The 24523-nt window shown below is 65.2% G+C and carries 22 protein-coding genes; 5 read left to right on the forward strand and 17 right to left on the reverse strand.

Annotated features, from left to right (window positions below; all coding sequences use genetic code 11):
* Position 1: 1 nt before the first annotated feature.
* Together WBP07_RS14045 and WBP07_RS14050 are read left to right on the forward strand one after the other, a co-directional pair.
* Positions 2–373 carry a flagellar protein FliS gene (locus tag WBP07_RS14045; RefSeq protein WP_395391936.1) on the forward strand — a complete coding sequence of 124 codons (372 nt, stop codon included), beginning with the start codon at positions 2–4 and terminating at the stop codon, positions 371–373.
* A 172-nt stretch (positions 374–545) separates the two neighbouring features.
* Positions 546–1148, forward strand: a complete 603-nt coding sequence (locus tag WBP07_RS14050; protein WP_395391938.1) for a response regulator transcription factor — start codon at positions 546–548, stop codon at positions 1146–1148.
* Positions 1149–1543: 395 nt separating this feature from the next.
* On the opposite strand, the gene WBP07_RS14055 is transcribed toward WBP07_RS14050, so the two are convergent.
* Together WBP07_RS14055 and WBP07_RS14060 are read right to left on the reverse strand one after the other, a co-directional pair.
* Positions 1544–1981: a hypothetical protein gene (locus WBP07_RS14055; RefSeq protein ID WP_395391940.1), complete on the reverse strand. Its 438-nt coding sequence runs from the start codon at positions 1979–1981 to the stop codon at positions 1544–1546.
* 198 nt (positions 1982–2179) lie between these two features.
* Positions 2180–2896, reverse strand: coding sequence for an alpha/beta fold hydrolase (locus WBP07_RS14060; protein WP_395391942.1), 717 nt, complete (start codon positions 2894–2896; stop codon positions 2180–2182).
* A 19-nt stretch (positions 2897–2915) separates the two neighbouring features.
* Between WBP07_RS14060 and WBP07_RS14065 the strand changes: the two genes are divergently transcribed.
* Positions 2916–3536 (forward strand): TetR/AcrR family transcriptional regulator, encoded by a 621-nt coding sequence (locus WBP07_RS14065; protein ID WP_395391943.1) that lies wholly within the window; start codon positions 2916–2918, stop codon positions 3534–3536.
* 201 nt (positions 3537–3737) lie between these two features.
* Here the strand turns inward: WBP07_RS14065 and WBP07_RS14070 are convergent, their stop codons facing one another.
* The 5 genes from WBP07_RS14070 to WBP07_RS14090 all read right to left on the reverse strand — a co-directional run bounded on the left by WBP07_RS14070 (position 3738) and on the right by WBP07_RS14090 (position 9924).
* Entirely contained in the window at positions 3738–4658 is a 921-nt protein-coding gene (locus WBP07_RS14070; protein WP_395391945.1) for an SDR family NAD(P)-dependent oxidoreductase, read from the reverse strand.
* Between the two features lie 49 nt (positions 4659–4707).
* Positions 4708–5916 (reverse strand): CaiB/BaiF CoA transferase family protein, encoded by a 1209-nt coding sequence (locus tag WBP07_RS14075; RefSeq protein ID WP_395391947.1) that lies wholly within the window; start codon positions 5914–5916, stop codon positions 4708–4710.
* Positions 5913–6953: an alpha/beta hydrolase gene (locus WBP07_RS14080; protein ID WP_395391949.1), complete on the reverse strand. Its 1041-nt coding sequence runs from the start codon at positions 6951–6953 to the stop codon at positions 5913–5915. Before WBP07_RS14080 ends, WBP07_RS14075 begins: the two co-directional genes overlap by 4 nt.
* Positions 6954–7049: 96 nt before the next feature.
* Positions 7050–8192 (reverse strand): MaoC family dehydratase N-terminal domain-containing protein, encoded by a 1143-nt coding sequence (locus tag WBP07_RS14085; protein WP_132267982.1) that lies wholly within the window; start codon positions 8190–8192, stop codon positions 7050–7052.
* Between the two features lie 130 nt (positions 8193–8322).
* Positions 8323–9924 carry an acyl-CoA synthetase gene (locus WBP07_RS14090; RefSeq protein WP_395391951.1) on the reverse strand — a complete coding sequence of 534 codons (1602 nt, stop codon included), beginning with the start codon at positions 9922–9924 and terminating at the stop codon, positions 8323–8325.
* Between the two features lie 131 nt (positions 9925–10055).
* Here WBP07_RS14090 and WBP07_RS14095 point away from each other — a divergent pair, with 131 nt between their 5' ends.
* A complete protein-coding gene (locus WBP07_RS14095) occupies positions 10056–10844 on the forward strand; it encodes an IclR family transcriptional regulator (RefSeq protein ID WP_395391953.1) in 789 nt (262 codons plus the stop codon).
* Between the two features lie 105 nt (positions 10845–10949).
* Here WBP07_RS14095 and WBP07_RS14100 read toward each other — a convergent pair whose 3' ends face one another.
* From WBP07_RS14100 to WBP07_RS14130, 7 genes are all read right to left on the reverse strand, one after another.
* Complete coding sequence (locus WBP07_RS14100) at positions 10950–11267, reverse strand: hypothetical protein (RefSeq protein ID WP_395391955.1); 318 nt, start codon at positions 11265–11267, stop codon at positions 10950–10952.
* A 182-nt stretch (positions 11268–11449) separates the two neighbouring features.
* Positions 11450–12226 (reverse strand): DUF4019 domain-containing protein, encoded by a 777-nt coding sequence (locus WBP07_RS14105; protein WP_395391956.1) that lies wholly within the window; start codon positions 12224–12226, stop codon positions 11450–11452.
* A gap of 591 nt (positions 12227–12817) precedes the next feature.
* A complete protein-coding gene (locus tag WBP07_RS14110; RefSeq protein ID WP_395391958.1) occupies positions 12818–13270 on the reverse strand; it encodes a MaoC family dehydratase in 453 nt (150 codons plus the stop codon).
* Between the two features lie 55 nt (positions 13271–13325).
* Entirely contained in the window at positions 13326–13727 is a 402-nt protein-coding gene (locus tag WBP07_RS14115; protein ID WP_395391960.1) for a hypothetical protein, read from the reverse strand.
* A 109-nt stretch (positions 13728–13836) separates the two neighbouring features.
* Positions 13837–15681, reverse strand: coding sequence for an acetyl/propionyl/methylcrotonyl-CoA carboxylase subunit alpha (locus tag WBP07_RS14120; RefSeq protein WP_395391962.1), 1845 nt, complete (start codon positions 15679–15681; stop codon positions 13837–13839).
* Positions 15678–15989, reverse strand: a complete 312-nt coding sequence (locus WBP07_RS14125) for a DUF3088 family protein (protein ID WP_395391964.1) — start codon at positions 15987–15989, stop codon at positions 15678–15680. Before WBP07_RS14125 ends, WBP07_RS14120 begins: the two co-directional genes overlap by 4 nt.
* 5 nt (positions 15990–15994) lie before the next feature.
* Entirely contained in the window at positions 15995–17596 is a 1602-nt protein-coding gene (locus WBP07_RS14130) for a carboxyl transferase domain-containing protein (protein WP_395391966.1), read from the reverse strand.
* Positions 17597–17721: 125 nt separating this feature from the next.
* On the opposite strand from WBP07_RS14130, the gene WBP07_RS14135 reads away from it, so the two are divergent.
* On the forward strand, positions 17722–18582 hold the full coding sequence (locus tag WBP07_RS14135; protein WP_395391968.1) for a LysR family transcriptional regulator: 861 nt from the start codon (positions 17722–17724) through the stop codon (positions 18580–18582).
* 59 nt (positions 18583–18641) lie between these two features.
* On the opposite strand, the gene WBP07_RS14140 is transcribed toward WBP07_RS14135, so the two are convergent.
* The 3 genes from WBP07_RS14140 to WBP07_RS14150 form a co-directional block, all read right to left on the reverse strand.
* Positions 18642–19649: an LLM class flavin-dependent oxidoreductase gene (locus tag WBP07_RS14140; protein WP_395391970.1), complete on the reverse strand. Its 1008-nt coding sequence runs from the start codon at positions 19647–19649 to the stop codon at positions 18642–18644.
* Positions 19650–19739: 90 nt separating this feature from the next.
* Positions 19740–23210 carry an indolepyruvate ferredoxin oxidoreductase family protein gene (locus tag WBP07_RS14145; RefSeq protein ID WP_395391972.1) on the reverse strand — a complete coding sequence of 1157 codons (3471 nt, stop codon included), beginning with the start codon at positions 23208–23210 and terminating at the stop codon, positions 19740–19742.
* Positions 23211–23493: 283 nt separating this feature from the next.
* Positions 23494–24522 (reverse strand): DUF2889 domain-containing protein, encoded by a 1029-nt coding sequence (locus WBP07_RS14150; protein WP_395391974.1) that lies wholly within the window; start codon positions 24520–24522, stop codon positions 23494–23496.
* Position 24523 lies beyond the last annotated feature (1 nt).

The following is a 24523-nucleotide window of genomic DNA, read 5'->3' on the forward strand; positions in this document are numbered from 1 at the left end:
CATGCTACGCCAACAGAACCCCAACGAAGCCTATCGCCGCGTCGACTTCGATGCCCGCGTCAACGGCGCCGGGCCCGCCGATCTCGTCCACTTGTGCTACGAACATCTGGTGGCCGCGCTGGGCACCGCGATCCATGCCGACCGCATCAACGACAACGGCCTGCGCAGCCGCTCGCTCACCCGCGCGCTCACCGCGATCACGGCGCTGCAACTGGGCGTTTCGGGGGAAAACAGCATGGCCGATGCGCTCAACCACCTCTACGCGGCGGCGCGCCGCACGGTGCTGGATTGCTCGCTCTCGTTCGATTCGCGCCAAATTGGGACGCTGCGCAAGGATTTCGAGGAAATCGGCCGCGCCCTTCAAGGTGGCTAACGCTGGGTTACCGTCGCAGCTAGTTCCATTTCGGTTACTGTCTTGAGCCAGATACATGGGCATTTTCCCCCAATCCTGGCCTACTGGTTCGGTTTTGGATCAGGTCTCCCGGCACGTTTTCACGGAACTGAGATATCTCCCTTAGGGCAGATGCCGAATAAGGAGGATACCCGTGGAGCGGATTTCGAACCTCATCCTCATCGACAATAACATGCGACGGCGCGCCGCCATCAGCCATGCGCTGTCAAGCGGCAACATCCATGTCGAACCGTTCGAGAACATATCCGAACTGTCCACCACTTGGCCGCGTTCAGGCGTGATCCTGATCCATGACGAAGCCGGTGCGATAGACGACCTGATCGAATCGATGGCACGGCACGGCGAATGGTTTCCGATCATCGCTTTCAGCGAATCCCCATCGGCCAACCGCATTGTCGAGGCCATTCTGGACGGCGCGATCGACTACATTGCCTGGCCGATCACTGCGGTCGAACTCAACGACACGCTGTCCCGCGCCATCGAACGCGCGGAAAGCGTGGGCAATGCCAAGCTGCGTGAAGTCATGGCCCGCGCCCGGGTAGAGCGGCTCACGCGCCGCGAACGTGAAGTTCTGGGAGGCGTCGCCAGCGGCCTTTCGAACCGGCTGATCGGCGAGAAACTCTCGATCAGCCCGCGCACGGTGGAAATCCACCGCGCCAACATGCTCAACAAGTTGGGCGCCAATCATACCTCGGACGCCATCCGCATCGCGATCGAGGCTGCGCTGGTCAATTGAACAAGAATGGGGGGGAAGGTTGGGGTGGGTCGGCGAAAATCCGACTCATCCCTTCCCGACAGGCCCGGATTAGAACCTAAGGCGTTGCGCACGAAGGTTTAGTCCACGCCGCGCTAAACAGTCCAAGCCGGCTGCCACCCAATATCCGCCGGCATTCGGTTTCCGCAGTTCCGGTACGCAAGAACCGGAAAAACGGCTCGGCCAGTCACCCTCCCGGCCGACGCTTCGCGGGACCCTCGATGAACTGACTGGCGACGCATCCGGACTCGTGCGACCCCTCGGATGCGTCGTCCCGTTTTTGCGGGTGCCGGAACGGCATTCGATCCCCCCGAACCCTCACGCCCCGAACCAAGGCTCCGGACGGACGCACCGTGGGAATGCCCTTCAGGCTGCGCTCAATGCAATCTTGCGCCCGCCGGCAGGGTCATGGGCGCCGATATGCCGTCATCCCGCTCAAGCCCGGCCAGCAGCATCGACACATAAGCCGCCAACAGTGCCAGGGCGAGCGTGGCGCCTTCGCAGATCACTTCCTCCGAACCATCGGGAAGAACCAGCGTTGCCAGACAGGTGCCCGCGCTCCCGCGCGAAACCATGCAGTTTATGTCGCTTCCCAGGATCGTCAGCACCGCGCTTTCCGCTGCGCCACAGGCTAGCATCGCCTCGATCAAGGCCGGGTCGAACATCGGGCCGGCGCTTCGATCGGGCGTGTGCAGCAGAAGCACGGCTTCGCGAATGCGATCGTGTTCCTCCACAGGGGCACTGCCGGCGCAGTCGTGCAGGAAATCACGCAGTCGCGCTGTCCAGACGTCGGATTCGGATAGGTGATCGGTCAAAGCACTCGCCATCGTTAGCAACCCGTTCGAGCGGATAGCGCCAAAGTCCCCATGTGGCCCCGGCTGTCAATCCGCACAAACAACGTGGCTTATCACCCCGTTTCAGGTTGCTACAGACTATCCGCATTTGGTGAAGCAAGCATTCACCAAACCGATCGCCACTTTTCGACGACAAGTAACTCCATAATCGAGTTATTTTCAGCCTCTGGCGATGACATCCAGCCGTTCGGCCACCCAATCGGGCTCTGTCAGCATCAGATCATGCCCAGTGTCGATATCCCACACGCGTCCCTCCGAACGCGCCTTCAGCAGGTCCATATCGCGTCCCGGAATGGTTGATGTGCAGATGAGATGGCTCTCGGGAATCGCCCGCATGGCCGATTCGTTAACCAACGCGATCTTCTGCGCGAAGCATTTCCAGGGCTGCCGGGTCAGCCGTGCATCGGTCCAGGCGCCAAGCTCGGGATCGGTCACGCCGAAGAAGGCGGCGAAGCCGGGCATGGGTTCCAGCACCACGTCCACACCATCCACTTGCTGCATCGTCTGGCGGGCCTGATCGATCATCTCGAAGGCATGTTCGTGCAGCGATTCCCCGTCACGCGGGTAAGCGGCATCCAGATAGACACGGTGGCCGACGCGCCCCGGCTGGCGATCCGCCGCGCCGGTGATGACCATGCCGCCATAGCTGTGGCCGACCAGGATCGCATCGGCCAGATCCTCGTACTCCAGCAATTGCGCGATATCGTCGATATGCGTGTCCAGATCGATATCCGGGCTCAACAGATGCTTGCGATCGCCCAGCCCGCTCAGCGACGGCGCGTGCACTTCATGCCCCATCGCGCGCAGCCGCTGCGCCACCGGCTTGTAGCACCAGCCACCGTGACCGCCGCCGTGAACGAGAACGAAAGTCGCCATCCGATCCATCTCCACAATTATGTTATCGACTGGTAACTTCGTTCGCGCTTGCCCTTCTGTCAATCCCGACGATAGCCTTGCCGCGATGGAAAACGCCCAGCCCAGAACGCGAAACGCCGAAGCGACACGCGCGCGCATCCTCGACGCGGCCAAGCACTTGTTCTCCACCAGCGGCTATTCGCACACCGGTATCCGCGAGATTGCCGCGCGCGCCGGGATCAGCTCGCCGCTGCTGCTGCGCTACTACGGATCGAAGGCCGGTCTGTTCGAGGCGGCACTGGACCACGCGATGACGGTCGATCCGCTGCTGGCCGTCGCGCCGGAGGACTTTGCCCGCCACATCACCGACGAACTGCTGCAAAGCGCGGAATCGGTGCAGCCGATGCTGATGATCGCCATGGCATCGGGCGCACCGGACGCGGCGGAGATTGCCGCCGATGTCTTCGCCCGGCGCTGCATCGCCCCGCTGGCGGAGGCGATCGGCGGAGAGAGCGGCCCCGTCCGCGCGTTGCAGATCTCGATCCTGTCGATCGGCTTCGTGTTCTTCCTGCGCCATCTGCCGCTGACCGGCTTTGGCGAGAGCGAACGGAAGCAAGTGGCAGATTGGTTTGCGCGCAGTTTGCAGGAACTGCATGGATAGGCGTTGCGCTTGCCCACCCCGCTGCGACTAACTTCGCTGCGCTTCGTAAGTCTCGCGACCCTCCCGCTGGCGGAAGGGTGATATTTGCGCTGGCACTCCCCTCCCGCCAGCGAGAGGGGCTGGGCTTGCGCAGCCACCGCAAAGGCGCCCTGACCGAAGGGCCAACATTCGGCCGAACGTCGCGGCGTTATTCCCTTCGCGTCAAACCGCCGTTTCCCGGCGGATCATCCCGAAGCCATAGAGCAGATGCTCCAGCTGGCCGTCCGGCACCGGCGGAAACGCCAGCGTGTCCCCGCCATCGCGGATTGCGCCGATATCGGCAGCGACTTGCTCCAGCGACCAGTCCTTGCGGAAAGCCCCCTCGTTTTCGACGATCTTCGCGCGCGCCAGACGGCCACCCATGGCGACGAACATCTCGCCCGAAGCCTCGCAACTTTCGTGGCAGAGGTAGCCGACCATAGGCGCCACCTGCTCCGGCTCCATCGGCGGGAACTGGCTGGTGTCGATCCCTTCGGACATGCGGGTGACGGCGGCCGGCACGATCAGGTTGGACTTCACATTGGCATGCTGGCCCTCGATCGCGGCGGTGTTGGAAAGACCCATGAAACCCGCCTTGCACAGCGAATAAGTCACATTGTCCGACTTGCCGTAGAGGCCGTTGATCGAACTCGTCAGCACGATGCGGCCATAGCCCTGCGCCATCATGTGCGGAAACGCCTCCCGCACGACGTGGTAGGCGCCTTTCAGGTGGACATCGAGGACGGCGGTGAAATCCTCATAGGCAAGATCGGTCAGCTTGCCGCGCCGCACGTTGCCCGCCGAGTGGATCAGGATATCGATCCGGCCGAAGGCATCGAGCGCGGACTGGATGATCGCCTTGCCACCTTCCGGCGTCGCGACGCTGTCGGTATTGGCCACGGCCTCTCCGCCCATGGCGCGAATTTCGGCCGCCAGCGCTTCGGCGGGGCCTTCCTCGGTGGCATCGCCCGCCATCGACACGCCGGGGTCGTTGACCACGATCTTGCAGCCCCGGCTCGCCAGCAGCAGCGCATGGGCCCGCCCCAACCCGCGCCCGCCGCCGGTGATCACGGCGACTCTATTGTCGAAGCGCAGGTCGGCCATCTGGAAATCCTCTCAAGTTCTTGTCCCTAGCCTTGCCCGATGTGCACGCTCAGGCAACCACTCCGGCACTGCGGAGCTGCGCAATTCGCTCCGGCGAAAGATCGAGCACGTCTTCCAGAATGAAATCGGTGTGTTCGCCCAGCACCGGCGGCGCGGTGGGAACCGGCTGCGGCGCGTCGGTAAAGCGGATCGGGCGGCCCACGATCGGGATCGCCCCCAATGTCTTGTGCTGCGTTTCCACCACCATCCCGCGCTCCACCGCCTGCGGCTGCGCCAGCGCTTCGGAGACGCCCAGGATCGGCGCATGCGGCACTTCGTGTGCGGTGAAAATCGCCACCAGTTCGTCCACCGTATGCCGCTCGGTAAAGGCGCTGACGATGGCGTTCACGTCGGCCCGCGCATCGCGGCGCTTTTCCAGCGTGTCGTAGCGCGGATCCTCGATCAGTTCGGGCCGCTCGATGGAACGGCAGATGCGGCTCCAGAACCCCGGCGTCAGGCAGGCGACGACGATCGAACCCTCTCGCGCCGGGAAAATGCCATAGGGGACGAGGTTGGGATGCTGCGACCCCACCCGGCTCGGGTCGGTGCCATTGAAGAAAGCAAGCTGCGCGATGTAGCCGAGCATACCGATCAGCCCGTCCATCAGGCTGACGTCGATATGCCGCCCCACGCCGGTCCGCTCACGCTCGTAAAGCGCCGAGAGGATGCCGATCGGCCCGTTGATGCCGCCGACCAGATCGCCCAACGGAATGCCCAGCTTGGTCGGCAGTCCGTCCGGCTCTCCGTTCATCGACAGCGCGCCGGACATGGCCTGGAGCACAATATCGAAGCTGGGCCGATCCTTCAGCGGCCCGGTCTGGCCATAGCCGGAGATCGAGCAATAGATCAGGCGCGGATTGACCGCCTTCATCGCCTCGTAGCCAAGGCCCAACCGGTCCATCACACCGGGGCGGTAGTTCTCCACCAACACGTCGCACTTGGCCGCCAGATCGCGGACGAGCGCCAGCCCCTCCTCGCTCTTGAGGTCGACGACGATGGACTTCTTGCCGCGATTGACCGCGAGGTAATAGTGGCTCTCCCCGTCGCGGACCGGCGGGAAAGTGCGCGTCTCGTCCCCGGTGCCGGGCGGTTCGATCTTGAACACTTCCGCCCCCATGTCGGCCAGCGCAAGGCTGGCGGCGGGGCCGGCAAGCACACGGGTGAAATCGATCACCCGCACGCCGGCGAGAGGACCCGCCCAAGGTTCATTTGCATTCATCGGGACAAGTTCTCGCGAAAGAAGGAGAGGATCGCCGCCACGGCATCGCGCCCTTCAGGCATGTGCAGCCCGTAGTGATAGCAGTGCCCCATCCCCTCGCCCACGATCAGCGTGGAGCGCACGCCGGCCTTCAGCAATTGCGAATTGGTGAAGATCGCCGGACTGAGGTCCATCGCGCGGGTGCCGGTGATGATCAGCGTGGGGGGAAATGTCGCCATGACGTCAAGGTGATACCCCGGCCAGGCGCTGGGATCGCGCGGGTCGCAGTCGGCGAAATAGCCGCAGGTAATGTCGTGCCCCTCGCTGCCATCGGCCGGCGGCGGCGGGAACGATCCGTCGATATAGCCGGCGACATAGGCCGACTCCCCTGCGCCGAACGGCACACCTCCGGCGCCGAAGATGCCGACCGCAGCGGCTTGCGGTAGCCCGTGCGCGGGAAGCCATGCCGCCGCCTGTGCGGTGAGCGCGCCGCCCGCCGATCCGCCGTAGATGCCGATCCGGCCCGGCGCATAGTCCTCCAGCAATGCGGCATAGACTGCCGCGACATCCTCAACCCCGGCCGGGTGGCGATGCTCTGGCGCCATGCGGTAGTTGACGCTGACGACCCGGTACTTGCCGAGCGCGGCGATGGGGATCGCCTCCATCAGCGCAATACCGTCCCACCCCACGGTGAAGGCCCCGCCGTGGAGGTTGATCAGGACACGCTCGGGATCGTGGCTGCCATCGGCGGGGGTGACGTCCAGCACTTCCACGCCGCCAATCGTCCTGGCCACGATCTCCACCGCGAAGTTATCGCGCAGCCGGGCGACGCCAGCGGCGGCATAGGCGTTGATCTGCTCACGCCGAGCGGCAATGTCGGGTTGATCCCGGCCCGCAGCATCGAACATCGGCGTCGTCGCGCGGGCACGCTGGAAGGTGGCCGCCTCCTCGCTCAACAGGCCGGACACGGGCAGGACGAAGGCGGGAACGCGCACATCGCCATTGGCATCGAACTGCGGCTTAGCCGCCTGATCCTGTCCCATATCCACTCCGCTCATCGTTTATCCGGCCGACCATACGACACGGCCCGAACCTTCTGCAAAGGTCCGGGCCGAAATCGCCGTGCCGGTATGCGACCCGGGCTCGCTTAGCGATCAGGCCTTGCTGGGCAGTTCCGCAACGGCGGTGCCGAAAGCCGAAAGCTCACCGCGATGGGTGGTCGCCTTCTGCGCCACTTCGACGAACTTCTTGCCGCCTTCCTCGAACTTGCGCGTCACTTCACCGGTGATGATGATGGCATCGCCATCCGGGTTGTGGCGGCGGATCTGGCAGTCGGACTTGGTGAGGAAGCCGTCGTCGCCGATCCAGTTGGTCATGTGGTGCGTCAGCCACGAGCAGCGCTCCGGACCGTAGTCGTAAGCGCCCGGCGCGCCCACTTCGAGGGCGAAAGCTTCGTCCCAGTGCACGCGCTCGGGGCAGTCCGGCACGTTGAAGCGGTTGCGGATGCCCAGGCCCGGGTGGGCCTTCTGCATCTTGTAGGCCAGCTTGTTGGCGCGAATGTAGAGGCCGCCCCAGCCCTGCGCGTAGCAGATGAAGCCGGTGACCGTCATCGGGCCCTTCATCATCGGCGGCAGCTTGTCGCCGACGTTCACGTCCTCGAAGTAGCGCGGGGTGGCGCCGCGGATCTCTTCCTGGTCGTAGATGTCGTAGAATTCGTCCAGCTGTTCCTGCGTGAACGGCTCCACGCGGCCGCGTGCCTCGGTGTACTTGGTGCCACGCTCGCGCGCCTCGTCACGGTCGGTGCGGAACACCCACGAATCCGCGCCGGCAACCTGCTCGCCGTTCTGGTTGAAGAAGTCGACATGGTAGATCTGCTGGAACGAGCGGCCGGCGAACTTGGTCTGATGCTCAACCAGATCCTTCAGATAGGCGACCGTGGTGATGGTGTCGTTGCGCAGCACCGGCTTGTGCCAGGTCCAGTCGGCACCCGCCCACATGGCGTGCACGCCCGAAAGACCGCCGCAGTAGCCCGAGACGATGCGGCTGGTGGTGAACAGGAACGAAGGCAGCGCGACGATCGAACCGTACTTGGTCTTCGCGGCATATTCCGGATCGCACCACAGCGGATTGTCGTCGCCGATGCCGTGGGCATAGTGGCGGATCGCGTCGCGGGTGGCTTCATAGTTCCACGGCTCGACGGTGTTCTCGATCTTCACGCCGATGCGGGCGCGCAGATCGTCGAGACCGGCCTCGGTGATCTTGGGAAACTTGGATTGGGGCTCTGCTGTGGTTGCCATTTCGGTACTCCTCAAATTCGATTCTGTGATTTGTTTTCGTCGCCCCCGCGAAGGCGGGGGTCCCGCTTCCTTCTCGCCGCGCCCGCCAGGAAAAGCGGGGTCCCCGCCTTCGCGGGGACGACGGTAAGGGTCAGTTCACGGTTGCAACGGCCTCAGCGGCCTTCGCCGCCTCGCGATCGCGCAGCATCTTGCGGTGGACCTTGCCGGCCGGGTTCTTGGGAAGCTCGTCCACGAACTCGACCACGCGCGGGAATTCGTGCTGGGCCAGCCGTTCGCGGGTGAAGTCCTGAAGCTCCTTGACGAAGGCATCGTCGCCGGCACGGTTGGCGACGACGAAGGCCTTCACCACCTGCCCACGCTGCGCATCGGGCACGCCGATCACGCCGCATTCGAGCACGTTCTCATGCCGCAGCATGGTGTTCTCGATCTCGACCGCCGACATCGTCCAGCCCGCCGAGATGATCACGTCATCGGCACGGCCGCAGTGGTAGAAGTAGCCTTCCTCGTCGATCTTCGCGCGGTCCTTGGTGGTCATCCAACCGCCCTCTTGACCGCTTTTGGCACGCCAGAGCATCAGTTCGCCGATCTCGCCGGGAGCCGTGGGCGTGCCATCGGGGCGCTGCACTTCCAGCTTCTGCCCAGGAACCGCCTTGCCCAGCGAACCGGGCTTCACCGTGAAGTCGTTCGCGCCGGGGTAGTTCACCAGGACCACGCCGATCTCGGTCGTGCCGTACATCGAGCAAACGGGAACCTTGAACGCGCCGTCGATGAATTCCAGCGTCGCCGGGTCGATCGGCTCACCGGTGTAGGACAGCTTGCGGAAGTGGAACGAGAAATCCCCCGCCGCGCCGCTGTTCTTCATCATGCGATAGTGCGTGGCCGCCGCCGACATATTGGTGATGCCGTAATCGTCCAGCGCCTGCATCAGCCGCACCGGATCGAAGCGCCCAGCGAAAGTGCCGGTGGTGACGCCAAGGCCCAGCGGCGCCAGCGTACCGTGCCACAGGCCGTGGCCCCAGGCCGGTGAGGACGGGCAGAAGAACTCATCTCCGGGACGAATGCCGGTGCCGTAGAGCGCCGCAAACATCAGCGTGACCAGCGCCTTGTGCGTATGCTTCACCGCCTCCGGCAGCTCACGCGTGGTGCCGCTGGTGTACTGGAACACGGCAAGGTCGCCGGCCTTGGTCTTCGGCTCGTAAGTCGCCGGAAACTTCGCGATCTCGTCCAACAACCCATCGTCGGCAACGATCACGCGCAGTCCGTTTTCGGCGGTCGCCGCACCGCGCGCGAGGTCCGCCTTTTCGGCATTGGTGACGAGGATCGATGGCTTGCAGTCATCGATCCGCAGCTTCAGCGCGTCCGGCCCGAACAGCGTGAACAGCGGCACCGAGATCGCACCGGTCTGCATCGCGCCGAACAGGCAGACGTAGAACGGCAGCGAGGGTTCCAGCATGAAGGCAATGCGCTCACCCGGCTTCACGCCCTCCGCATCCAGCCAGTGCGCGAACCGTGCGGCACCGGCAGCGATCAGGTCGAAGCTCAGGATCTCGTCACGACCATCGGCGTGGGCGATGCGAACCGCCGGGCGGCCGGAACCGTCGGCATGGCGGGTGATGCATTCATGCGCGATGTTGAGCACATCACGGTCGCCGTCGAACAGCTCCCACAGCGCGGCCGACGAGGCATGCGCCTGCGCATCGGCATAGCTCGTCAGTTCGGTCAGCTTCACCATCGCTCATCCCATTCCGCGCCCGACATGAATCGCCCTACGACTCGGCCGCGCGCCGTTTGTCCTTGTGTTCAACAAATGTGATGAAGCGGGCTTGTTTTGTAAATATTGAATGTTATTCTATATATTGAACGATGAGCAGATCAGACCCTCTCGAAGACGCCGTGCGCGCCAGCAAGGCCCCCGCCATCGCCCGGGCGGCGGCAGTGCTGCGCCTGCTGGGCAAGCGCGGCACACCGATGGGCGTGCAGGCCATCGCCCGCGAACTGGGCCTCGTGCCCAGCACTTGCCTCTATGTTTTGCGGGCCTTGGTGGCCGAGGAACTGGTGGCTTTCGACGCCGACACCAAGCGCTACGCACTCGACGCCGGGGTGCTCACCCTCGCCCGCGCCTGGCTGCGACGGGACCAGTTCAACGACCTGGCCCAGCCGCAGCTGGACCGCATCTCGCGCGAGTTCGGCCTCACCACGCTGGGCGTGCAGGTCTTCGGGCTGGACCACATCATCGTCACCGCGATGGCGCAATCGGGCGAGGCCTTCCAGCTTTCGACCCAGGTGGGCAGCCGCTTCCCCGCGCTCGTTTCCGCCACCGGCCGCTGCATCGCGGCCTTCGGCGCGCCGGACCTCGACGCACTGCGCCCACGCTTCGAAACGCTGCGCTGGGACGATGCCCCGTCATGGGAGGAATGGTGCGCGCAAGTGACCGAAGCGAGGCGCACCGGCATCGCCGTGGACGACGGCCACTACATCGCCGGCGTCACCGTGATCGCCGCGCCCGTCTGGAAAGGCGGCCGCGAAGCCGGCGCGCCTACCCATGCGCTGGTGGCCATCGGCATCGGCGCAACCCTGCGCGGGGAGATGGAGCGAGTGAAGCAGGTGCTGGTCAGCGCGGCGCGATCGCTCAGCGAGCATCTGGCGGGCTAAGCCCCCGAGAATCCGGTGAGGCTTGAGCGTCGCATAAGCGCTGCATTCTCACCCAAAGATGCCGTTCCGAACACGCCAACTGAGCGGACACTCAGCCGATAGACGCTACTTGTATACGAGGCGCGGCGCGGCACGCGATTTGATCGTAAGGTAGCCTTCGATGAGCTGGAAATAGGACGTGCCCTCTCCCTGCGCGATCTTCCATTGATTCACCGTGCCGGCGAAACGGTTCGCATCCATGGCAATCATGTCCGCCTGCAATAAGAAGGTTTCCACGTCGCGGAATTCTATCTCAATTGCTGTCCGCTCGCTCGCTCCAAAAAATGGATAGGCGAGGAAACTGAGAGTGACAGATTTATCAACCGCGTCGACTGATAAGCCTTGAAAAAGAGCATCATGTCCTGAGAGGTCATCGTAAAGCATTGCGGCAAGTCCGGTGAGGGATGGAGCCAGCGTCGTAGTTGGAAACGGTTGCCACAATCTTATTAGGAATGACTGGCGTAGCAACCTTTGCGGCGTTGGAGTACGGCCCCAGCCCGCCGAAACCAGCCCATCATTCAGGATGGAATTTGGCCACGGCAGGCGGGACTTTCAGGCAATCGGGCCTATTCGATCGTCACGCCCACCACGCGCCAGCGGCCATCCTCTCGATCGAGCGAGACCGTCTCCAGAGCATTCGCCTTGTTGGCATAGCTGGTGCGGAACTTCACCACCTGATAGCCGTAAGGCGGCGCCGGGAGGTTTTCCTCGCTGACGAATGTGCGTGAGAGTACCGCGCCCAGCGGTACGCGCACGTTCCGGGAGGTTTCGGCCCAGACTTGCACCGTGTTCATTTTCTGAAACGACTTGCCGGTCGCCTTGTAGCTATCGTCCCAGCGCCCCTGATCCACCAGCGCCAGCCATTGCCGGGCAGTGTCGACCGCTTCGGACCGGGGTGCCTCGGCGGCCGATGGGGGCGGCGATGGCGTATCGACTTGCGACAGGGTGGCAAGGGCGAGAAGGCCAAGGGCAAGCGTCATGAGCAAGGCTCCTATGATGATCCAGGAAGGGCGGTCTCCCCGCCCCGCGCCGCCGATCGGCGTGCTTTCCTGATCCATCGGGTGCCTTGCCGCGTCTGCCCCTATTGCTGCGTCCCCCAGCAATTTGGGGGTCGGCGCCGCTGCTCCATCGCCCTCCACTTCCAGCAGAAGACGCGCCGCTTCGCGGCTGCTGGATACCGTCATCTTGCGCCGGGCATCGCGCAGCCGCTCGTTGATCGTATGCACCGAAAGGTCGAGGCTGCGGGCGATCGACTTGGCATCATGGCCGCGCACGATCAGGCGAAGGGTCTGCTTCTCCTTCTCGGTAAGCCCCCAGGCATCGTCTCGTACCGGCATGTTCATACCTTTCGAGACCTAAGGTAACAGGCGTGGGCGCGGCCACCCCAAAAAGTTTGTACCTTGAGGGCTGACAACTTCCTGCGCGATTGAACCCCGGTTTCGCCCCACTCCTTGGAGAGCGGTCCATGTCTTCACGTGCCTGGACCTTCCCACCGGCACATCCCCAACATGTCGGCAAATCCCCATCCTCCCCGCGAAGGCGGGGATCCCGCTGGTTCTTCAGGCGGAGCGAAAGAAAGCAGGGCCCCCGCCTTCGCGGGGGCGACGAAGTGCTTTTCGTGATCGCATGGTGCCACCGGAGCCGTGCCTTCTTGCGGAGCCCCGCCGTCGTGCCGCCTCGCGCGCAAAACCGTTTTCCTACACGCGCCCGCGCTGCCACCCTCCGCGCGCGATGGTCTTTGACATGGTGAGGTAGATGGCAGGCAGGCCACAAAGTGACACCGCGCTCCGGAGAGTGTCACCTTGCACGCTCACAAGGTGACAGTTCCAACACGCAAGGTGACGCTTCACCCCCGCAAGGTGACACTTTCCACGGCCCAGAGGCGACTTTTCCCTCTGGACCGTGTCAACTGTGTCAACCTGACTGGGCTGGCTTCAGGCGTCGCGCTTCTTGAGCAGGACGGTGCGCAGCATCGAAAGCGCGATCTCGCCGCGCTGGTTGGTCAGTTCGTGCTTGAACACGACGATGCCCTGCGTGGGGCGCGACTTGCTCTCGCGCATTTCCACCACTTCGGAATGGCAGGTGAGCGTATCGCCGATGAAGGTCGGCTTGGGCGTCACCACTTTGTCGAAGCCCAGGTTGGCGACCAGCGTGCCCACGGTCGTATCCGCGATTGACAGACCGACGGCGAGGCTGAAAGTGAAAGTGGAATTGACCAGGATCTGGCCGAACTCGCTGTTCTTCGCAAACTCCGCATCCAGGTGGAGCGGCTGCATGTTGTGCGTCATGGCCGAGAACATCAGGTTGTCGGTCTCGGTAACGGTGCGGCTCGGCTGGTGGGTGATCCTGTCGCCCACGGTCCATTCGTCGAAAAAGCGGCCCGGCAAAGTGTTCTCTCCCCTGTAGTCCGGCCGGCGCGGGGCACCGGCCGGATGGAATTGGTCAGCGTCCGACTACGCGAACCTGCGGCGCACGCGATCCGCGTGGAACCTGCTGGTAGGCAAGGTCAATGCGCGTAATCCGGCGCGGCGCGCTGGTCAGGCTGATCGCACGGGTGCAGGCACCCGTATTGACGCGCGAATTGACGCGCACGGTCTGCACGCGGTTGTTATCGAACCGCACGGTGTAGCTGTTGAGGCGCAGCGGCGCATTGTGCACGCAGACCTGGACCTGGCGATAGCGGTTGCGGCTGTTCACCGGAACGGTGTCTCGCGTGGAGCCCATCCGAATGCTTCGGGAGGCAAGCGTGCGCCATTGCGAAGGCGGTTGGGCGTCGGCCGCCGCGGTACCGATGACGGATGCAAGCGCGAGCGCGCCAAAGGCAGGAAGATACGAAAGCTTCACGGGAATTCTCCTCGTATCGAATCCGCCACGAACGCGGCGGACAAGAGAGGGCTAGGCCGATCCGGAGCAACTGGAAATGCGGATTCCTCGGCCTTGCCCGTAACTTGCCTCAAGCCTCCGTCGGTTCGACGCGCGCCAGCAGCGCCTCGACCTGAATCTGCGCCCCGGCGACCGCGTTCAGCTCCGCCACCACGCCATCGAACGGGGCGGTGAGGGTGTGCTCCATCTTCATCGCCTCCAAGGTCAGCAGCTTCTGCCCCTTGATGACGGCCTGCCCCTGGGCGACTTCCACCGCGATAACCTTGCCGGGCATCGGCGCCAGGATCGCGCCCGAAGCGTCGGCCCCGCCATGCACGCCGTCTCGCCGCCACGGCGTAAGCAGCCAGGCCTGTCCCTGCTCGGTGACGAGCACGGCATCGTCGGGCTCGTCGCTGCCTTCGCCGGTCAGCGCGATCTCGACCTTCTCGCCATCCAGCGAGAACCATGCCGAACGGACCGGTGCGGCATTGAGGCGGAAACCGGCCAGCGCGCGGGCCGGTACGAGGGAATCGGCCGCCGCCTCCAGTACTTCGTCAGAGGGAGTGGGCGCCGCCGCCATAGCCTCGCCGTCGCGGCCGATCAGGCCGGTGTCGACCTTGCCCGCCGCGAAGTCTGGATGCTGCAGGGCTTTGACGAGGAACGAGGCATTGGTGCGCACCGGCCAGACGGCGCTGTCCTCCAGCATCTCGCCCAGTCGCTCGCGCGCCTCTTCGCGGTCCTCGCCCCAGGCGATGACCTTGGCGATCATCGGATCGTAGAACGGGGAGACTTCGGCGCCTTGATAGACGCCGGTGTCGATACGCCCGCCTTCGGCCTCGCCGAACTCCAGCAGTTCCAACTTGCCGATGCTGGGCAGGAAGCCCTTGGCCGGGTCCTCGGCATAGAGGCGGGCTTCCATCGCCCAACCGTCGATGGTGAGGTCCTCCTGGCTGAGCGGCAGCGGCTCGCCACTGGCGACACGAAGCTGCCATTCTACCAGATCGACGCCAGTGATCTCCTCGGTCACCGGATGCTCGACCTGCAGGCGGGTGTTCATTTCCATGAACCAGATGCGATCGGCCGAAAGCTTGCCCGAACCGTCGGCGATGAACTCGATGGTGCCGGCGCCGACGTAGTCGACCGCCTTGGCCGCGCGCACCGCCGCCGCGCAGAGCGCGTCGCGCGTCGCCGCGTCCATGCCCGGTGCGGGCGCCTCCTCGATCACCTTCTGGTGGCGGCGCTGGAGCGAGCAATCGCGCTCGAACAAGTGGACGACGTTGCCGTGGCTGTCACCAAACACCTGCACCTCGATATGGCGCGGGCTGGCGATATACTTCTCGATCAGCACATGGTCGTTGCCGAACGAGGACGCCGCCTCGCGCTTGCACGATGCCAGAGCGTCGACGAAATCCTCGGCCGCCTCGACCAGCCGCATGCCCTTGCCGCCGCCGCCGGCAACGGCCTTGATGAGCACCGGATAACCGATCTTGGCGGCCTCTTCGGCCAGGAATGCCGGCTCCTGGTTCTCGCCCATGTAGCCGGGCGTTACCGGAACCCCGGCCGCCGCCATCAGCTTCTTGGCAGCGTCCTTGAGGCCCATCGCAGTGATAGACGAAGGCTTGGGCCCAACCCAGACGAGGCCGGCATCCGCCACGGCCTGCGCAAACTCGGCGTTCTCGGAAAGGAAGCCGTAGCCGGGATGGATCGCCTCCGCTCCGGTCTGCTTGGCCGCGGCAATGATCTTCTCGCCAACGAGGTAGCTCTCACGCGCGGCGGAAGGGCCGATATGCACCGCCTCGTCCGCCTCGCGCACATGCAGCGCGTCGGCATCGGCGTCGGAATAGACAGCGACGGTCCGGATGCCGAGTTCCCGCGCGGTACGGATGACGCGGCAGGCAATCTCGCCGCGATTGGCGATCAGCAGCGACTGGATCATGGGTGACGCTCCGGGAAACCGTGACGGGTGTGCAGCGCCGCAAGGACGCCCTCGATATCGTTGGCGAAACCGCCCTCGGCAAAGGCCAGCGCGGGAAGATTCTGGTTTTCCTCGCCCAAGGCCGCGACAACCGCCGCACGTGGACGCGGCCAGCCGACGCGGACGACGTCGATATTGGCCGCCCGTTCGGGAAACAGCGCCAGCAGGCCTTCGACCGTTACGCAGTCCTTGCAGTAGAAGCGCCGCTCGCCGCCGAACGCCGGATCGGCATAGTCGGTGTCGAGCACGAAGAGAGTATCCTTGGCCATCGCCATCACATCCTGAACACGCCGAACTGCGGCTTTTCGGGGATCGGTGCCTCCAGGCAGGCGGCCAGCGCCAGCCCCAGCACATCGCGCGTCTGCGCCGGATCGATCACCCCATCGTCCCACAGGCGGGCGGTTGCGTAGTAGGGGTTGCCCTCGTCCTCGTACTTCTGCCGGATCGGCGCCTTGAAGGCCTCAGCCTCCTCGGGCGACCACTTCGCGGCGTCGCGGTGGACGGTGGCCAGGACGGAGGCCGCCTGCTCGCCGCCCATCACCGAAATGCGGGCGTTGGGCCAGGTGAACAGGAAGCGCGGGTCGTAGGCGCGCCCGCACATGCCGTAGTTGCCCGCGCCGAACGAGCCACCGATCAACACGGTGATCTTCGGCACCGTAGCGGTGGCGACGGCGGTGACCAGCTTGGCGCCGTGCTTGGCAATGCCCTCAGCCTCATACTTGCCGCCGACCATGAAGCCCGAGATGTTCTGCAGGAACAGCAGCGGAATACGGCGCTGGCAGGCCAGTTCGATGAAGTGCGCGCCCTTCTGCGCGCTCTCGGAAAACAGCACGCCATTGTTGGCCAGGATCGCCACCGGCTGGCCGTGGATATGCGCAAAACCGCAGACCAGCGTAGTACCGTACAGCGCCTTGAACTCGTGGAATTCGCTGCCATCGACGATGCGGGCGATCACCTCGTGCACGTCGTAAGGCGCGCGCACGTCCTCGGGCACGATCGCGTAGAGTTCCTCGGGATCGTACTTGGGCGGGCGCGGTTCGCGCAGCGGCTGATCGTGGTGGTGCAGCGGGCCAAGGTGGCTGACGATATCGCGCACGATGGTCAGCGCGTGCTCGTCGTTGTCGGCAAGGTGATCGGTCACGCCGGACTTCCGGCTGTGGAGATCGCCGCCGCCAAGGTCTTCGGCCGAGATCACCTCGCCCGTCGCCGCCTGAACCAGCGGCGGACCGGCCAGGAAGATCGTGCCCTGTTCCTTCACGATCACGGATTCGTCGCTCATCGCCGGCACATAGGCACCGCCGGCGGTGCAGCTTCCCATGACGCAGGCGACTTGCGGGATGCCCTTAGATGACATCTGCGCCTGGTTGAAAAAGATGCGGCCGAAGTGATCGCGGTCCGGGAAGACTTCGGCCTGGTGCGGCAGGTTGGCGCCGCCGCTGTCGACCAGATAGATGCACGGCAGGTTGTTTTGCTGCGCAATCTCCTGCGCGCGGACGTGCTTCTTCACAGTGATCGGGTAATAGGTGCCGCCTTTCACGGTGGCATCGTTGCACACGATCATGCACTGACGGCCGGAAACGGTGCCAATGGCGGTAATCAGCCCCGCACCGGGAATATCGTCCTCGTAGAGACCCTCCGCAGCGAGCTGCCCCAGCTCCAGCAGCGGCGATCCGGGATCGAGCAGGCGCTCCACACGCTCGCGCGGCAACAGCTTGCCGCGGGCGACATGGCGTTCGCGCGATTTCTCGTTCCCGCCGAGCGCCGCCTTCGCGACTTTCGCGTGCAGTTCGGCCACCAGCGCACGATTGTGCCGGTCCCGCGCCTGCGCTTCAGGGCTGTCGAGATTCAGGCTGGTATGGAGCACCGGTGCGCTCATGCTTGCTTCTCCGGTCGGGCCATCGGGGCCGCTTCCCAAGTTGGAGTGATTTGTCCTGACTATGTAGACAAGCCGAAACGCCAGCGGAAATTGAAAGTTGCCGCCCTTCGTAATAGATCGCATCTATGATCGATCAATATCTGCTGCGCTACTTCCTCGCGGTGGCCGAAACCGGCAATTTCAGCCGGGCGGCACGGGCGGTCAGCGTTACCCAGCCCACGCTTTCGGCGGGCATCGCCAAGCTGGAGCGAGAACTCGGCGCGCGCCTGTTCGACAGGGATCGCCAGCGCGTTGCCCTGACCCCGGCCGGCAGCCGCTTTCTGGTCCGCGCCCGCCGCATCGCCGCTGAGTACGAACATGCGCTGGTCGAACTGGCTGAACCAGCCGAACCGAGCCTGCTGCGCGTGGGCGTGCTGAACACCATTCCTACGCAACTGATCGGCCAAGCGCTGGCCAGACACAGTGCCGAAGGATCGGGCGAGGCGCTCGAACTGCTCGACGGCAGCGAGCGCGACCTTTCCGAACGCCTGGAACGCGGCCGGATCGACGTGGCGCTGACCGCCGTGCGCCCGCATCACGCGCGCTATCAGCCCGAAGTGCTGTCCCGCGAGCGCTACATGATGGTGCTGCCGCCCGATCATCCGCTGGCTGGCGAGCGCGAAGTCCTCGCCGAACAGCTTGCCCAAGACCGCATGGCGCTGCGCCGCCATTGCGAGGCCCTGCCCGAGATCAACCGCTTCTTCACCCAGCGCGGCGTGCGCCCCCGCTTCGTGCTCAAGACCACCAGCGACGAGCGCGTTCTCTCGGTGATCCGAAGCGGCGCCGGGATCGGCATGATGCCCGAGGGATTTGCCGACGGTTCCGTGCGGTTCGTGCCCGTGCGCGACTTCGAACTGACGCGCGAGGTGGGATTGCTGCACGCGGGTGGTTTGCGGCCGAGCGCTTTTCTGGAAATCTTGCGGGCGCAGTACCGGCAGCAAGGATAGCGCGCCGCGAGCATTCTGCGGGTCTGAGGATCACCCCCCAGAAGCCCGCGTTCCTGCCTTCAGGCCTCAGCCGTCACCGCCTTCAGGCGCTGCATCGTGGCTTCCAGCAGCTTAAGGCTCTTCCAGCCCTCTTCAGGAGAAAGCCCGCCCAGCAGCGGCTGGAATCCGATGTGCCCCACCCCGCCCATGGCGCGCACTTTCTCGACCAACTGGTCCGGCGTCCAGGCCACGAACATGCCCGCGTGGCGCAGCACGGCGGGATCGGTAAGGCCCTTGAACGGCGAATTGGTGCCGTCGCCTTCCTGCTCGGCCCACTTCGCATATTCGGTGATGACGTGGACTGCATGCGGCGCGATCGCTTCCCATCCCGCGTCCGGATCCTCGCAAAGATGGACCGCCAGCGGCATCCCCGACGTGGGGCGGAAATAGGTGCGCGGTGCATGGCCAAGCCGTTCGCACTCGGCAAGATAGAGATCCACCAGTTCGGGCTTCATCGGCCCGAAACCGACGCCGAACTTCGCCGCTCGCTTGGCCGAGGCGGGCACGCCGCCACCGACCATGACGATATCCTCCGGCGCCTGGACCGGCAGCGGACGGACGTAGATCGGGCGGCCGTCGAACTCGAACTTCTCGCCCCGCAGCGCCCGCAGGATGATCTCCAGCCCCTCGTCCATCAGCCGCGCGCGGTCTTTCAGGGATTTGCGGAACATCGCGAACTCGAACGGTACATAGCCGGCACCGAAGATGACATTGAGCCGCCCGTTAGACATCTGGTCCACAACCGCGATCTGTTCGGCCAATTCGAGGGGATCGTGCAGTGGGAGCACCACCGCGCCGAGCACGAAACGGATGCGATCGGTCACCGCCGCCATGCCGCCCGCCAGCGTGAAGGGCTGCGGCAAGTAGCCGTCGTCCGAGCCGTGATGCTGCATCAGCCCGATCTGGTCCGCCCCGATCTTGTCGACGAACGCCGCCATCTCGATCGCGGCGCGGTAGAGTTCGTGCGTGGGTGTCGCCCAGTCGGGCGAGCGCATGTCGAACGAAACGTGGATGCGGATGTTCTGCACGGCCTCTCTCCCCTCCGGCAATGACCCGGCAGTTGGTGCGGCAATCGCCGGCCTGCGGCAAATCTGGCGAGGGAGATACCGCCCGGGCGGTCAGGCCGGGACCAGTTCCGCCACTTTCGCACGCAATTCCAGACGCGGCCGGAGTTCGACAACGCGGGCGCGGTAGGCAGCGACTCCGGCTTCCTTCACCGGGCCATAGCCCGCGATCAACGCGGGCGCGGCGGCGAGTTCGATGGCAGCTTCCATCGTCTCCTCTTCCACCTTCGTGGCGATTTCCCGCACCAGAGCCCGATACTCGCCGATCAGCGCGCGTTCCATGCGGCGTTCGGCGGTGTAGCCGAAGGGGTCCGCCCAGGTTCCGCGCAGTCCCTTGGCTTTGGCAAGCATGCCGAATACCGGTAAAATCCAGCTTCCAAAGGCGATCTTGCGCGGGCGACCCGTCTTGCGATCCTTGCGGAAAGCCAGCAGTGGCGGCGCGAGATGGAGCCTGAGGCGCGGTGTGCCATCGAACGCATCCGCCAGCCCCTCGCGAAAGGCTGGTGCGCTGTAGAGGCGGGCGACTTCGTATTCATCCTTGTAGGCCATCAGCTTGCCGAGTTGCCGCGCGACTTCCCGCAGCAGCGGCTCGCTTTCGGCCAGTCCGCGCGCATCAAGAGTGGCGGTGATCTCATCGAGAAACGCGCGGTATTCGCCAGCATAACCTGCGTTCTGCCAGTCCGTCAGCAAGCGCGCATGACTCTCGACAATCGCCGCAAGATCGCGCGGTGCTTCGGGCGCAGAAGGTGCAGCATCGGCGAGCGCGAAGAGGTCCTCATCGCCCGCTGCCGCCAGCCTCCCCAGCGACAATGCTGCAAGGTTTGCGCGCACCGCCACGCCGTTCAGCCGCACCGCCTCTTCCACCGAGGCAAGCCGCACCGGCAGCAGCCCCTTCTGCGCCGCGAAGCCCAACATCATCAGATTGGTGAAGATCGAATCCCCCAGCAACCGCGTCGCCAGCGAACCCGCGCGCAGCGAGGCGATCATCGCCGGATCGACGCGCTTGGCCACGGCCTTAAGGAAGCGGCTAGCGGTGAGGTCGAGGTTGCGGTTGCGCTGGAATTCACCAGTCGGCACCACGTCCTCGTTCGCCAGAACCCGCGTATCGCACCGCGCCAGCGCCATGACTTCGGGCGAGGAGGCGACCACCAGATCGCAGGCGATCACCAGGTCCGCCATGCCCGCGCCCAGCCGCGCGGAGGGGATCGCGGCGGCATCGGCGCCGATGCGGATATGGCTGGCCACCGCGCCGCCCTTCTGCGCCATGCCGGTCTGGTCCAGCACTTTGGCGGCCTTGCCTTCCAATTGCGCCGCCATCGCCAGCACCGCGCCGACCGTGAGCACCCCCGTCCCGCCGATCCCCGCCACCAGCATGGCCGATGCACCGCCGGACAAGTCCGCCACCGCCGGTTCGGGCAGCGCCGCGACCATGCGCGCCAATGCAGCATCGTCCATGCTGCGCTTCCGCAGCGTGCCGCCCGAAACTTCCACGAAGCTTGGGCAGAAGCCCTTGATGCAAGAGAAATCCTTGTTGCAGCTCGATTGGTCGATGGCGCGTTTGCGGCCGAATTCTGTCTCGATCGGCACCACCGACAGGCAGTTCGACTGCACCGAGCAATCGCCGCAGCCCTCGCAGACCGCCGGATTGATCCAGAGTCGCCGATCGGGATCGGGATAAGCGCCTTTCTTGCGGCGGCGGCGCTTTTCGTTCGCGCACGTCTGCTCGTAGACGATCGCGCTGGTGCCCGGCTTTTCCCGCAATTCGCGCTGCACTGCGTCCAGTTCGTCGCGGTGTAACACGGGGGTTCCGGCGGGCAAGTCCGAGGCGGAAAAGCGCGACGGGTCCTCGCTCACCAGCACGACCGGATTCACGCCCTCCACCACCAGTTCGCGCACGATCTGCTCGGGGCTGAGCGCTCCCTCCGCCGGTTGCCCCCCGGTCATCGCGACGGCATCGTTGTAGAGGATCTTGAACGTCACCCGGCTCTTGGCCGCCACCGCCGCGCGGATCGTCAGCAGGCCGGAGTGCGTATAGGTCCCGTCGCCCAGGTTCTGGAACATGTGCGGCGTATCGACGAAATGCTGCGCACCAACCCAGGGCATGCCCTCCTGCCCCATCGACACGGTCTGCATCGTGTTGCGCTCCGGCATGTAGTGCGCAAGGCCGTGGCACCCGGTCGCCCCCATCGCCGCCGAGCCTTCGGGCACCACGGTAGAGGTGTTATGCGGGCAGCCCGAGCAGAAATAGGCCGGCCGGATCGCCGTGCGTTCGATCGCGGCAGCAGAGTCCTCCCGCTCGCGCAGCATGGCATCGCGCGCGGCAAGATCGCCCTGCAGCATGCCGAGCGCGGCCATGCGCGATATTAGCGCGCGGCGGACCATCGCCGCATCGAGCACGCCGATCTCGGAAAGCAGCGCCGCGCCGTCCGGCGTCGTCTTGCCGGACAGCGCCGGGGCATCGGCGCGGCCGTAGAACAGGCGGGCGATCTGGTCCTCGATGACGGGGCGCTTTTCCTCCACCACCAGCACCTCGGCACTGCCGCCGCAGGTCTGCCGCACGAACGCGACATCGAGCGGCCAAACGAGGCCCAGCTTCACCACCTTGAGGCCCAGCGCCGCGCATCCCGCTTCGTCCAGCCCCAGGTCCGCCAGCGCCTGGCAGAGATCGAGCCAGGCCTTGCCCCCGCTCACCACGGTCAACCGGGGGTTAGGCGCGGGATGGCTCACCCGATCGATGCGGTTGCGCGCGGTGAACAGCGGCACGATCGGCAGGCGCCGCTCGATCACCATCCGCTCCTGCTCCAGCGCCGACATCGCGATGCGCAAGTTGGGTGATGAGCCTTGCGGTATCTCCGGCAGGGCAATTGGGAAGGCGAGCCCCGGCAGCGTGACCGTGGTGGTGAGGTCCAGCGTATCGGTCACCGCCTTCATCGCCACGTAGAGCCCGCTGGCGCGCGACAGCGCCCAGCCGAACTGGCCGAACGCAAGGATCTCGTCAGTGGTCGCCGGGTAGAGCACCGGCACCATCGCGGTGATCAAAACATGTTCGGACTGGTGCGCCGTCAGCGAGGACTTGGCCGCATGGTCATCGCCGCAGAGCAGCAGCGCGCCGCCTTTGGGGTGCGTACCTTCGAAGTTGGCAGCCTTGATGGCCTCTCCCGCGCGCTCGACGCCGACGCCCTTGGCATACCAGAGGGCGAAGACGCCATCGACACTGGGCTTGCCGTACCAGTCGAGTTGCTGGGTGCCGCGTACCGAGGTGGCGGCGAGTTCCTCGTTGAGTCCCGGCTCGAAGCGCACGGCGTGCTCGGTGAGCAGCTTTTCGCTCGCCCACAACTGCGCATCGAGCGTGGTGATCGGCGAGCCGCGGTAGCCGGTGACATAGCCCGCCGTGTTCAGCCCCGCCGCGCGGTCTCGCCGCGACTGGTCGAGCAGCAGGCGCACCACGCCCTGCAGCGCCGAGAGCATCACCTGCCCCCCGCTTTGCCTGTACTTGTCTTCCAGCGTGACGACCGTTTTGGTCACTCGGATCCCCGGTTTTCCTGTCCTTTCTCGCGGCCTTTCAGAAGGTGGGCGTAGGCGCAAGCGGGGAGCGCGGGGTGCGCCGTGGGGGTCAATTGGGGGTGCGGTTGGGGTTGGGCGGCTCTGCCGCGCTGAGTGAGATCAACCGGTAGAAGCCCCATCGCACAAAACGCTTCGTCGCCCCCGCGAAGGCGGGGGCCCCGCTTCCTCTGCGCTACCTCTCAAGAACAAGCGGGATCCCCGCCTTTGCGGGGATGACGAAGTGTTTTGTGCGATGGGTTATTAGTCAGGCCGGTTGGCGCAGTTCCTCGACCAGTCGCGGTACGTCGGCCAGTGCGCGCAGGGCGTCGTTGAGGTGGGTGCAGCCCTCCGGCCCGCGCAGCATTTCCAGCACATTCTCGCGCACTTGGCCGAGATTGCGGCCGACGAGGCGCGCAACATTGTGGACGGCACCCGGGCATTCGCGAAACGGCAGGATGCGCGCCTCGGGGGAGAGGTTCAGCACTTCCAACGTCTCGGCATCGACCGTAGCCGCAAGGTTGTATTCGTGGATCGCGACCCGGCCGCCCTCGCGCAATTTGGCGCTATCCTGAAAGGCGGAATCGATGTGGATCAAGCCGCCGTCACGAGTCACGTCGATACGGCGCGCGCGGCGGAAGCCCGGGCCTTCGTGTTCGAGGAAGGGGTGCCAGCCCCCGGGATCAGCGGCATTGCGCAATTGGCCCGCATCGGCGTCGGCTACCTTGTCCAGCGGAGCATCGCCGGAAACACCGCTATTACCTTCCTGCAAACCCCAGCAGACATTGGCGCGCTGGGCAAGCGCCGAGGCACCATCCGCCGCGCCAAGGCGCTGGCGCAGCAGTTCCATACGCTCCGGAAACCACTGGCCCCAGGCGAAGGCGGAAACGAGCGCGGTGCCGGACAGATCGTCGAGCACGAGGTAGAGCGGGTCCGCGCGCTGGATCAGTTCGGGCACGACCTCGCGCAGCAGCATGCGCAAGTGGCCGCCCGCGCGGGCACCCACCAGTTGGCCGATTCCGGCGGGAGCGGGATCGGCGGCAATCTGGGTGATCGTCTTGTCCTCGCTCATCCGCAGCCTGAATTCGCCCTCGGTCAGCGTGCGGCCATGGCCGTCCTGCCCGGTCAGGTAATCGCGCGCGCGGCCGACGAAGAGGCGCTCGCCTTCGGGACCATCGGGCCAGGCGACGTCGATGCTGGAGGTGCGGCGCAGCGAGTTCGCCGGGCGCGGCGGGGCGGGGTTGGCCGTCTGGCGGGGCGGCGGCGGGTAGGACGCGGAAGGAATCTGCGTGGTCATG

This window comes from Novosphingobium oxfordense (assembly GCF_044029435.1).
In the GTDB taxonomy this organism is placed as follows: domain Bacteria; phylum Pseudomonadota; class Alphaproteobacteria; order Sphingomonadales; family Sphingomonadaceae; genus Novosphingobium.